Annotated in this window: 9 protein-coding genes and 1 riboswitch; of the genes, 8 read left to right on the top strand and 1 reads right to left on the bottom strand. The window is 52.7% G+C overall.

The annotated features are described in order from the left end of the window. Positions 1-28: 28 nt before the first annotated feature. Positions 29-352, bottom strand: coding sequence for an ArsR/SmtB family transcription factor (locus ACFSDB_RS09675; protein WP_204892093.1), 324 nt, complete (start codon positions 350-352; stop codon positions 29-31). Positions 353-1,112: 760 nt separating this feature from the next. Here ACFSDB_RS09675 and ACFSDB_RS09670 point away from each other — a divergent pair. The 8 genes from ACFSDB_RS09670 (at position 1,113) to ACFSDB_RS09635 (ending at position 12,010) form a co-directional block, all read left to right on the top strand. Further along, positions 1,113-2,243 carry a sugar ABC transporter substrate-binding protein gene (locus ACFSDB_RS09670; RefSeq protein ID WP_204892092.1) on the top strand — a complete coding sequence of 377 codons (1,131 nt, stop codon included), beginning with the start codon at positions 1,113-1,115 and terminating at the stop codon, positions 2,241-2,243. A gap of 86 nt (positions 2,244-2,329) precedes the next feature. Then, a complete protein-coding gene (locus ACFSDB_RS09665; RefSeq protein WP_204892091.1) occupies positions 2,330-3,850 on the top strand; it encodes an ATP-binding cassette domain-containing protein in 1,521 nt (506 codons plus the stop codon). A gap of 13 nt (positions 3,851-3,863) precedes the next feature. Next, a complete protein-coding gene (locus ACFSDB_RS09660) occupies positions 3,864-5,039 on the top strand; it encodes a sugar ABC transporter permease (protein ID WP_204892090.1) in 1,176 nt (391 codons plus the stop codon). Between the two features lie 285 nt (positions 5,040-5,324). Further along, entirely contained in the window at positions 5,325-6,305 is a 981-nt protein-coding gene (locus tag ACFSDB_RS09655) for a sugar ABC transporter substrate-binding protein (RefSeq protein WP_204892089.1), read from the top strand. After that, entirely contained in the window at positions 6,302-7,750 is a 1,449-nt protein-coding gene (locus tag ACFSDB_RS09650; protein WP_204892088.1) for a sensor histidine kinase, read from the top strand. The genes ACFSDB_RS09655 and ACFSDB_RS09650 overlap by 4 nt, the downstream gene beginning before the upstream one ends. Beyond that, a complete protein-coding gene (locus tag ACFSDB_RS09645) occupies positions 7,743-9,302 on the top strand; it encodes a response regulator (RefSeq protein WP_204892087.1) in 1,560 nt (519 codons plus the stop codon). Before ACFSDB_RS09650 ends, ACFSDB_RS09645 begins: the two co-directional genes overlap by 8 nt. Next, entirely contained in the window at positions 9,299-10,354 is a 1,056-nt protein-coding gene (xylF, locus tag ACFSDB_RS09640) for a D-xylose ABC transporter substrate-binding protein (RefSeq protein ID WP_204892086.1), read from the top strand. The genes ACFSDB_RS09645 and xylF overlap by 4 nt, the downstream gene beginning before the upstream one ends. Positions 10,355-11,164: 810 nt before the next feature. Further along, positions 11,165-12,010, top strand: a complete 846-nt coding sequence (locus ACFSDB_RS09635) for a DUF6544 family protein (RefSeq protein WP_204892085.1) — start codon at positions 11,165-11,167, stop codon at positions 12,008-12,010. 228 nt (positions 12,011-12,238) lie between these two features. Beyond that, positions 12,239-12,345, top strand: a riboswitch (SAM riboswitch). Positions 12,346-12,358 lie beyond the last annotated feature (13 nt).

The raw sequence follows: 12,358 nt of genomic DNA, 5'->3' as shown, positions 1-12,358 counted from the left end.
AGGCTCCATGATCCGGCGGCTACGGCTCCTATTCCTCCTTCCTGTTTTTTTGCAATTCATTTAAATAGCCATCCAATCGGTCGAACCGGTCTTCCCAAAGGTGGCGGTATGAATCGGTCCATTCCCGGATTTCCTGAAACGGTTCCGGATTCAATTGGTAAACGCGGCGGTTGGCAACGGGGCGGACAGAAACAATGCCGGCTTCGCTCAATACCCGGAGGTGCTTGGAAACCTGCGGCTGCCGGAGATCCAGCTTTTCCGCAATTTCCCCGACCGTCAGCGGCCCTTGCTTCAACAATTCCACGATGTTCAAGCGGTTCGGTTCGGATAGGGAATTCAATAAGTTTTTCATAAGTACAGTATACTCCTGATGGAATATTCCTGTAAAGGAATATATGATGTTAATTCAGTTTTTTTCTAAGCCGATTTATATAGAAGATAAATCAATAAGATTTGCTGGTTCAGGGGGGATTATGAGCCTCTACACTCCGCTGTTTTCTCCATATCTAAGAAAACTATAAGTAGCCAAGGATCACGACCTGCACAATCTTTAATAGAAAGCCTCTCCAGCGCCGGCGCGTCCACGGGCTCGGCGAAGCTATGAGACGGGTGTTTTTTCCCGGCTCATCGCGAAAGCCAAAGAGGCGCCTAAAGCATTTGGGTGCCTCTTTTGCGACGAGCTTGCGCAGGAGCAATGCCCTTCCTGTTTCGAAGCTAGCGTAGCGATGCAGAAACAATCGTCTTTGCCCTTCCCCAAAGCGGCCGAAGCGGTGTGAATTTTTTTCGTTTATCAACTTCAGTCTAAAAAGTCTCTCGACAGATTGTCAATTTCTCAGTTCAACTTACTCTCCGCACATCCATTTCTTACCCCCATCATAAAGAGGCCGCCGTTACTTTACTAGAGACTATTTTGCCAATTTCTTTGACAGCCGGCGGATCACTTTTTATCAGCGCAGAGCCGGAAACTGGCAATTTTTAAAGAAACGGGGCCGAAAGCTAAAAAAGTACAGGTGATGTTGAAAGAATGCTAGTGAAAGCGCTATCATTCAATTTTTCAGAATTTATAATAAAAGAGTACTTACAATTCGATCCAAAGGGAGAGGGGCAAAAACATGAGAATGAATTTTAAAGGGTTCCTGTTTTTAATGGTCTTGGCGCTGTTTACGATGGTTGCTGCGGCATGCAATAGCGGAGAAGAAGGAGGCAGCGGCTCAGGTTCGGGTTCAGGGGTGGATGTCGGAATCGTCTTGCCGACTAAAGATGAACCGCGTTGGGTCCAGGATGAGCAGCGCTTCAAGGATGCTTTAGCGGATTCCGAATATTCGACTGAGATTTTATTCAGCCAAGGATCTTCAGCAAAAGAAAAAGAGAACGTAGAAGCTCTATTGAACAAAGGAATCAAAGTCTTAATCATCACGCCGCATGACGGTGCAGCAGCTGCTGCCGCAGTGGAAGCTGCGAAAAAGGACGATGTCACGGTTATCGCTTATGACCGATTGATCACGGATACGGATGCGGTCGACTATTATGTCACATTCGATTCCCTGGCAGTAGGGGCAGCACAAGCACAGTATTTGGTGGATAACGCAGAAGGCACGGGCGTACCGCTTTACTTGTACGCAGGGGCTTCTTCCGATAACAACGCATTCTTGTTCTTCCAGGGTGCTTGGGAAGTACTTCAGCCGAAAATTGCAGACGGCACATTCAAGATTGCCAACTCAAGCGAAGCGGAAGCATTAAAAGACACGAAGGAATTGGATCGTGACCAATTGAGCAAAATCATCGGCCAGGTTACGACAAACTGGGATCCGAACGAGTCCAAGAACAAAGCACAAACCCACCTGACTTCAGTCGGGGATGACATGAAAGGCAATGTGGCCATCCTTGCGCCGAACGACGGCACTGCCCGTTCGATCGCCGATGTATTCGGATCGGATTCAGCTGTGACTGATTACCTGATCACAGGCCAGGATGCGGAGAAAGCATCGATCCAATACGTAATTGACGAGAAGCAGTCGATGACGGTCTTCAAGGATGTACGGACATTGGTCGAAGATGCGATGGGCATGGCGGTTGAAGTTCTTGACGGCAATGAGCCTGAGACAACCGGTTCCTACGATAACGGAGCAGGCGACGTGAAAGCGAAGCAGACGGATGTCATCGTAGTCGACAAAGAAAATGTGAAAGCTGAGCTGATCGATTCCGGCTACTACGAAGCGGGCGATTTCACCGGGCTTGAGTAATAAAACTATAGGATCGAAGAAATAGTGATAGAACCTTCTATCACTATTTCTCCATTCCTTGGCGTTTTCGCAAGGGAGGCGAAGAGATGAGCGATTATATTTTAGAGATGAACGGCATCACGAAACAATTTACAGGCGTCAAGGCGCTGGATGATGTGAACTTCAAGGTGGAACGCGGAGAGATCCACTGCCTGATCGGCGAGAACGGGGCAGGGAAATCGACGCTGATGAAAGTATTGAGCGGCGTCTATCCGTACGGCACGTATGAAGGGGACATCGTCTTCGAAGGGCAAATTCAGCAGTTCAACGAAATCAACGACAGCGTCAAAGCGGGCATCGCGATCATCTACCAGGAACTCGCACTGTTTCCAGATTTGACGGTATATGAAAACATCTTCGCCGGCAACGAAATCCGCAAAGGGCCGTTCGTGGACTGGAATGAAACCATCGTCCAGGCGTCGAAGATGCTGAAAAAAGTGAAGCTGAATGTGGACCCGGAAACGCTGGTCAAGGATCTGGGCGTGGGCAAGCAGCAATTGGTGGAAATCGCCAAAACGCTCAGCAAGAACGTCAAGCTCCTGATCCTCGATGAACCGACCGCGGCGCTGAACGAGAACGACAGCGAGAATTTATTGGAGCTATTGAAGGAATTGAAAGCACAGGGCATCACGTGCATCATGATTTCCCACAAGTTGAAAGAAGTGATTTCGATCGCCGACAAGGCGACGATCCTGCGGGACGGAAAGACGATCTGTACATTGGATGCCCATAAAGGGGAGATTTCCGAAAGCGTCATCATCAAGAACATGGTGGGGCGGGAAATCGAGGACATCTATCCGAAACGCGTCGACCATAAAGTCGGCGAAACGGTGCTCGAGTTGAACGATTGGTCGGCGTACGATCCCCAGCTTGCCCGCCAAGTCGTCAAAGGCGCGAACATCCATGTCAAGCAAGGCGAGATTATTGGCGTAGCGGGATTGATGGGCTCGGGCCGGACGGAGCTGGCGCTCAGCATTTTCGGCAACCCGCAGAATTATAAACTGCAGGGCGAGATGAAGGTCAACGGCCAGCGCGCATCGTTCAAGCATACGAGCGACGCCATCAAAGCGGGCATCGCCTATGTGACGGAGGATCGGAAAGGCAACGGGCTGTTCTTGATCAAGGATATCAAAAGCAATGTCACCGCCGCCCACTTGAAAGGGATTTCCTCGCGCGGCGTCCTCAACCTGAACGAAGAAGTGAAAGTGGGCGCTTCCTACAAGGACAGCCTGCACATCAAAGCGAATTCGCTCGAGCAGCTGGTCGGCAACCTGAGCGGCGGCAACCAGCAGAAAGTGTCGCTCGGCAAATGGCTGTTTACGGGGCCGAAGATTTTGATCCTTGATGAACCGACGCGCGGCATCGACGTCGGCGCGAAATTCGAGATCTACACAATCATGAACGAATTGATCCGCGAAGGGCTGAGCATCATCATGATCTCGTCCGAATTGAACGAGATCATTGGCATGAGCGACCGCATCTACGTGATGGCGGAAGGCGCGATCAAAGGCGAATTGTCAAAAGAAGAAACGACTCAAGAAGCCATCATGGAGCTGGCGACGCAATAGGGGGTAATTATTTATGGGATTTTTAAATGAAGCGAAACACCTGATCAAGTCGAACATCCGCGATTACGGCATGTACATCGCCTTGTTCGTCATCATGCTGACGTTTGCCATCATGACGGACGGCTTGTTCATCTCCTCACGGAACATCAGCAACCTGCTCGATTCAGCCGGCTATATCGCGGTGCTTGCGGTCGGGATGACGCTGGTCATCGTCATCCGCCACATCGATTTGTCCGTCGGCTTTGTCGCCGGCTTTCTCGGCGCGGTAGCGGCGATCTTCTTGACGCAGATGGGCTTGTCCGTGTGGATCGTCATTCCGATCGTCTTAGTGTTCGGCATCATCATCGGCTTGTTCAATGGATTCCTGGTGGCGAAAATCGGGATTCCATCGTTTGTGGCGACCCTTGCCGGCATGCTGATTTTCCGCGGCGCGCTATTGAACGTCACGGAATCGACGGGGACGATCATCGTCAACGATGATCTGTTCAATGCCCTCGGCAACGGCTTTATTCCGTCGCTCATGGAAGTGAACGGGCTGCATTTACTGTCGCTGATCGTCGGCTTGATCGGAATCGTCCTTTATATTTACAGCGAATTATCGAACCGCCGCAACAAAGTGAAATATGGCTTTGAGGTGATTTCACCGCAGATTTTCATTTTCAAATTGGTGTTCGTGTCGTTCATTATCGGCTATATCACCTGGGTGCTTGCGGGCTATAACGGGTTTTCGTGGACCGTAGTCATCATGCTGCTCATCGTCGTCATCTACCATTTCCTGACGACCAAAACGGTGCTCGGGCGCAATATTTATGCGGTCGGGAGCAATCCGGAAGCGGCGCATCTGAGCGGCATCAACGTCACCAAGATCACGCTGATCGTCTTCGGTTCGATGGGGATGCTTGCGGCATTGTCCGGCATCCTCTTTACAGCGCGTCTGCAGTCGGCAACGACGACTGCCGGAACCTTGTTCGAGCTTGATGCGATCGCGGCCGCTTATGTCGGCGGCGTCTCGTCGGCCGGCGGCGTGGGGAAAGTGACCGGCGCCATCATCGGCGCGATCGTCATGGCCTCGCTGTCGAGCGGCATGAACTTGCTCGGCGTCGGCATTTCGTACCAATACATGATCCGCGGCGCCGTTTTGGCCGCAGCCGTCATTTTCGACGTCATGACGCGCAAGCAGCGGGCATAATTTCCATACAACCAAAAGCGGGCACCTTCGAACTCCGAAGGTGCTTTATGCGTAGAAAAATTTATCTTGCTTCATCTCTCAGGGAGCATCGCAATCATGTGTATAGTTGCCGGCTTTTGATGAGCTAAACCAGCGCTGGCGCAAACGGGCTTCTTGCGGGAGCTATGCCCAAAGCGCCGAAGCAATCTAAGAAATGATGATTTTAAGTACAAATTACGCATATTGAGAATATTCCATTAAGTGGTAAGATGGTGGAAGTCCAACACGAAAAAAGGGGAGCGAAACGTGAGAAGAAAAGTCATCATTGTCCTTTGCTCGCTCTGTGCCATCCTTGGGTTCTTTACACTTCTTTCAGCGAACAAAGCGTTCAGGTCTGACTGGCAGCTGCCGGCAGCGGTCGAAACGGAAGGGGAGCGGTTCCGCCTCGTCCTCATCACCCAGGAGCTGGATACGCCGTTTTGGAAACAAGTCGGAGCAGGCGCCGGGAAACAGGCCATGCAAGAAGGGGTCAGCCTTGAAGTCTGGGGCAGCTATGGCAATAACCAGGACGATTTTCTGAAGCAGGTGGAAATCGCCCTGCATTCAAAAGTCGACGGAGTCATTGTGCAAGGGCTCGATACGGAAGAGTTCCAGCAATTGACGCGGATCAAGGCGGCTTCCTACGGGATTCCGGTCATCACAGTCGCCAATGACGTGCCGGTGGAAAAAAGCCTGCGGAAAACCTATGTCGGTTCCGATCATTACGAAGCAGGGAAGCTGCTAGCAGACCAATTGGTGCGCGATATGGGACCGGAAGGGCAAGTCGTACTCTTTGGCGACAGTGAACGCGAATACAGCCAGCAGCTCCGCTTGAAAGGCGTGGAAGAAAGCCTTGCAGGCTATTCCGGCATCGCTTCCGCTTATATGGAAAGCGGCGCTTCTGACGAAGAAATCATCGCTGCGGCTCAAGATGCGCTCAATAAATACCCAGGGGTCGATGCATTCATCGCATTGAATGCCCACCAGGCCGGCACGATGATGCAGGAAATCAGCCGGCGCTCGCAATTGGACCCTTATCACATCTACTCGTTCGACGACGGATCCAATGCTGCGGACCTTCTGGCGGAAGGCAAACTGGACGGCATCATCCAGCAGTCGCCGGAAGAGATGGGCGAGCGGAGCGTGGCGCTGATGATGAAGTGGCTGCGCAATGAAGTCGTGCCGCTCGATTCAGAAGGCTATATTACGGACATCCGCATTGTGGAAGGGGATGCCATGCAGCCGTGAATACAATCCAGAAAAAAATATGGACGCTAGCGGGCGTCGTCATCGTCATGATGGTGGCCATTTGGCTCGCACTCACTTTCTATAATCAGAAAATGCAGGGGCAGTACAACGATATTCTGCAGCGCTATCTGCAGATGCACGAAGTGACGAATGCCAGCCGGCAAACGGTGACGGACCTCAACGACTTTTTGGTGAAGCCGACAGAAGAAGCCGGCTCGCGGCTCGAAGCGAGCAAGGACCGCCTGCTCGATGCCCAGTCATCGGTATTCAAGCTCCGCAATGTCGAAAACGAATTCGCCTTGACGAATTACAGCAATATGATCGAAAGCTTCATCGAAACCGTGGACCGGGCGATTGCCTTCCGCAGCCAAGGTGAAGGCGAGGCCGCGACGGCCGAATTCACGGAAGCGAACCGGATTTCGATTTATATATCCGAAACGACCCTTTCGATCTTCAACGCAGAACTGCAGACCTATGAGCGGTTCTACCGCGGCATCATCCAGCAATCGGAAGAGCTGAACACGCTCGGCGTCTGGCTGCTGTCGCTCATTACGGTGCTGCTGCTCCTTTTCACGTATTTATTTTCCCTCAGCATCACAAAGCCGGTGCATCAATTGACAAAAGCGGCGAATGAACTGGCAAAAGGCCGCTTCGACCAGCCGATCCGCGTCGATTCGAATGACGAGATTTCATTCCTGGCGAAAACGTTCGACCATATGCGCGGCAATATCAATAAACTGATCTTGGAAATCCAGCAGAAAGCCCAGCTGGAGAGCGAGCTGCAGGAAAGCAAATTGCTGCTGCAGCAGAGCCAGCTGCGGAACCTGCAAAGCCAGATCAACCCGCATTTTTTATTCAACACATTGAATACGCTTTCGAAAAAAGCCTACCTCGACGGTGCGGAAGAAACGAGCGATCTCTTGGTCAGTGTTGCAGGCCTGCTCCGCTATAACTTGAAGCGGCTCGACCACGCGGTGACGCTGCATGAAGAAGCCTATGTGCTGAAGCAGTACATGGAAATCCAGAAAGCGCGCTTCAGCGACCGCCTGAAATTCCATGCGGAGCTTGACGGGGCGGCGCTCCTTTACCAGGTGCCGAGCCTGACGCTCCAGCCGCTCATTGAAAATGCGGTGATCCACGCGATCGAACCCCAGGAAGAAGGCGGCGAAGTGTGGTTCCGCGTGAAAGATGCCGGGGAATGCGTGCATGTGGAAATCGAAGACAATGGCAAAGGGATGAGCGAAGCAAAGCGCGAGGAACTGCTCAGCGGCGGCATTGTGCCGAAAGAAGGGCATTCGACCGGCATCGGGTTCGCCAATGTGGTCAAGCGGCTTCAATTGTTCTACGGCCGCGAAGATGTGGTGGAAATCAGCAGCGCGGAAGGTGCCGGAACAAAAATTACGTTGAAATTGCCAAAAGTAATGGAGGCTGAGAAACATGGTTAAACTCCTGATTGTTGATGATGAACCGATTGAACGCGAAGGCATGCAGGCCATCCTCCAGCATGCCTTCGAAGAGCTGGAGGTCAGACAGGCGAAAAACGGCCGGGCCGCTGTTGAACTGGCTGCAGAATGGCAGCCGGACGTGGTGTTCATGGACATCATGATGCCGGGAATGAGCGGACTGGAAGCGGTCGAAGAAATCCAGCGCCTCCACCCCCGCACTCAATTTGTCATGGTGACGGCATTTGATACATTCGACTATGCCCGCCAGGCAATCAAGCTCGGCGTCAAAGACTACCTGCTCAAGCCGAGCAAAGCGAGTGAAATCGCCGAAACCGCCGGCCGGCTGTTCGAAGGGCTGAAGCAGCGGGAGCAGGAAAACGCTGAACGGCAGCAGGAACAGGCGGCCTTCCAAAAAGCCTTGGCCATCGTCGAGACCGATATCGTCACCCAGCTGCTGTTCGACCATGTCCATGAAGTGCATATCGACTTGCTCGTCGGCATGCTTGACAATCCGCCGGCAGAAGAAAAATTCGTCATGACTGTGCTGGTGCCGGAAGGGACGGAACGCTTCTATCCGGAAATCAAGGAACGCGTCCGCCGCCGGAGCAATTCCTGGATCGGGGCCTGCTACGGCAACCAATTGCCGCTCGTCGTCTTCCGGGATCCGGCGCAATCCTTCCGTTCGCAGGCGATCGGCCTTGCGAAGGAGATCTTAGCGGTGTCGCGAACGAAAGAACAGGAAGGCTGGTTTGTCGGCATCGGCGATGTGTGCGGGCCGCTCGGCGACATCCGGAATTCCTACCAGAAATCGCTTATCGCGACGATGGATCTGAAGGTGCCGTCGCGCTACCGGTTTTATTCGGATGAACTGGCAGGGGGCAATCCGGGCGGGATTTCAGCCATCAAGCACGAAGAAAAGCGCTTGCTCGACTTTGTCCGCCTGGGCGAATGGGAGACCGTGGAAACGCTCGTCCTCGACCTGATCCGGCAAATGGAGCGGACCGGCGAAAACGCGCTGCAGACGCAGCAGCGGTCGCTGGAATTCCTGTGGATCACAGCGCGGCTCATGGGAGAGATGGGAATCGAGGTGGAAGCACCGTTTTACTCGGTTGCGGCGAACGACCACCGGCAATTGATTCTGGAAACCCGCAAGCTGGCGGATGGCCTGAAGGCGGCGTATACGGAGCACCACAGCCGGCTGGAAGTCGACAAGATCCAGCAGATCAAGCAGTTCATCATGGAGCATTCGCATGAAGACATCTCGCTCGATGCGCTTGCACGGAAAGTCGATCTGAGCCCGATCTACATCAGCAAGATGTTCAAGGAAAAGCTCGGGATCAATTACATCGATTTCCTGACGGAGAGCCGGATCGAGAAAGCGAAAAAGCTGTTGGCAGACCCGGAAAAAAGCTTGAAGGAGATTTCCTTGGAAGTCGGCTACCACGAACCGAATTATTTCAGCAAAGTGTTCAAGAAAATGAACGGCGTCTCGCCGAAGGAATACCGCAAAGGGATGCTGAATGCCCCAGATACCCAGGAGGCCGCGACATGAAGCGCATGAAGTGGTTATGGCTTTTCGTGCTGCTGGGCTTTTTGCTTGCGGCCTGCACAGATGATGAAGCTGTCGTGAAAAAAGCGGTGAAAGAACCTGTGGCTGCCGAAGCCGACGAGCCGCTGAAGATCGGCTTCGCAATGGATACGCTGAAAGAAGAACGCTGGGTGAAAGACCGCAACTTGTTCCGCCAGGCGGTCGAATCGCACGGAGTCCGGGTGGAGATCACTGCAGCGAATGGCGACGACGCGCGCCAGATCGCCCAAGCCGAAGAGATGATCCAAAAGGGCATCGACCTGCTCGTCATCGTTCCCCATAATGCCGAAGCGACAGCAGCGATCGTCCATAAAGCCCATAAAGCAGGCATCAAAGTCATCGCTTATGATAGGCTCGTCAAAAACGCCGAGATCGATCTGTACGTCTCGTTCGACAATGAAAAAGTCGGGGAGATCCAAGCAGAAGCGATGCTCGCAAAAGTGCCGAAGGGAAATTACGTCTTTATCGGCGGGGCGCCGACTGACAACAATGCCCATTTGCTGAAAAAAGGGGTGTTCAAGGTGCTGCAGCCGGCCATCGATCGCGGCGATATCCGCATCGTCTATGACCAATGGACCGAGGACTGGGCGCCTGAAAATGCTTTTGCCAACATGTCCGAAGCGCTGGAGACCAATGGCAACCGGATTGACGCCGTCATTGCAGCGAATGATGCGACAGCAGGCGGAGCCGTTGAGGCACTGAAGGTCCAGGGGCTGGACGGGGAAATTCCTGTCGCCGGACAGGACGCTGAGCTGGCAGCCGTGCAGCGCATTGTCAGCGGCACGCAGACCATGACCGTCTACAAGCCGATTCAGACCTTGTCGGAGCGGGTGGCGGCACTTGCCGTCCACCTGGCCAAAGGCAATGAGTTCAGCGCCATCGACAGCATCAACAACGGCAAAAGCGAAGTGCCGTCCGTCTTGCTCGAACCGGTGGCGGTCGATGAAGGCAATATCCGGGAGACCGTCATTGCGGACGGCTTCCATACCGAAGCGGATGTTTACGGGGGAGATTAGAAAATGAAAAAAGACAGGTATGCACCTGTCTTTTTTTAACTTGTTGAGAAAGATATAAAATACTTGTCTCTTAATCGATATTCCGCAAAACAGCTTCGTAAAACCCCTGTGCTCCTGCGCGCTATGCGCTCGTCGCAAAGAGATGGCTCAAACTTCCTTAGAGCCATCTCTTTGCCGCGGGCGAGCGCCAAGCCTCCTCAGTCGCTTACGCGACTTGCGGGGTCTCGGCTGTCTCGCTGTCCCGCAGGCAAGTACCGGCCAAACAGCATTTGGCCGGTACTTTGCGACGAAGCGCGTAGCGCTGCAACGGTTTTTCATGTCCCGAAGCTAGCGCAGCGATGCAGGGACAGGAGCAGCGTCCTTTCATGTTTCGAAGCTAGCGAAGCGATGCAGAAACAGTACGGTTTTCTCCGCCGTTTTGCTCCATATCTCAGATAGCACTACTAAAACGGATTAAGTTATCAGCTTTTAAAGAGCGAAACCAGCGCCGGCGCGTCCACGGGCTGGGCGAAAGCCATGCCCAAAGCGGCCGAAGCGAGATGAAAAGTTCATTTTTTTAATGACTTATCTAAAGAAGGTTTCTCGATAGCCTGTCTTTTTTTGGTGGGAAAAATTCATCTATTAAAGGAAAAAGAGAGGGGAATAAAATCTCCTGAAATAAGGTTCTTCTGATTAAAAGAAGCGGAATCATGCAGCTGTACAAAATTGCAGGAGAACAGGTTTGGATGTCGTATGGTATAGATACGATAATCCGTTGATGCTGCTGCCCGTCCGTGAAAGTCCGTTTCGAAAAAGGAAGGGGATGGAGAGATGAGAATCTTGTTGTCAGTGCTTGTTGTGCTCGCCTCAGCATTCTTTGTCGTAAAAGGGGCGAACCGCCAGTCGCCGGCTGAATCATTAAAAGCGGCGCCGCTCAGAAAGTTGGAGGCGCCTTTGAAGAGGGTGGAACCGGAACAATTGGCTGCACTGCCGGCCCCGGTCCGGAAGTGGATGGAGTGGAGCGGCATTTCTGGCAGGGAAGAGATTCGGAGCGTGTATGCAAAGCAAACTGGCCGGATGAAACTCAAGCCCGGCCAGGAAAAATGGATGGCGTCAGAAGCTTGGCAATACACTACTTCTGATCCTCCCGGCTTCATCTGGAAAGTGAAGATGAAGATGGGCAATGGGCTTTCTGTGACGGGTAAGGATGTGTTTCAGGAAGGCAAGGCGGAGATGCGGATCAAAATGGCCGGCTTGGTGCCGATGGCGACTACGCGCGGCAATCCGAAAGCCGACCAGTCCTCGCTGCAGCGGTATTTAATGGAGCTGAGCGGATTTCCCTCCGCCGCTTTGAGCCGGTATGTCGAATGGCACGCAATCGACGATCGGACGGCGGAAGCGACGATGGCCTACAACTGGATCAAAGGCCGCGCGACTTTCCATTTCGGGGAGGGCGGCGAACTGCTGAAAGTGACGGCGATGCGCTTCAAGGACAGTGATGAGCATGCGGAGCTTGTACCGTGCACAGCCCACATCCGGGCATACCGGACGATGGACGGAATCCGCACGCCTTCCGAACTCGGGGTCACGTGGGATTTGGCTGAAGGGCCGTTCACCTGGTACGAATTCACGATGGAGGATGTGGCTTTTAATGTGAAGAAGCCGGCCGGATTTTGATGGCAGATTTTGATTCCGAAATTGCATACGTCTTTCCGCTTCAGGGGATTTTATTAGATAAACGCCTTCTCCTACGATTTAGCTGCATTGCCAAAGACAGCGCACTGGAGTCGAATTTATGTCTTAAAGAGGAAGATAAACAGAAATTTCATTCTTTTTAGACAGATCTCCTTGACCTGGAGGCGATATGGGGTTAATATTTTAGGATATAAAAAATTGAATAATTGATTCTTATCGAGAGAAGTCGAGGGACTGGCCCTATGACGCTTCAGCAACCAGCCGTTACCGGTCAGGTGCTAAATCCAGCAGGCATTTCCATGCCTGAGAGATGAAGAAGAACGAGTATGT

The organism is Planococcus chinensis (genome assembly GCF_042681545.1).
GTDB lineage: Bacteria > Bacillota > Bacilli > Bacillales_A > Planococcaceae > Planococcus > Planococcus chinensis.
The sequence above is the reverse complement of the archived record's forward strand: the minus strand, read 5'-3'. Positions and strand labels throughout refer to the sequence as shown.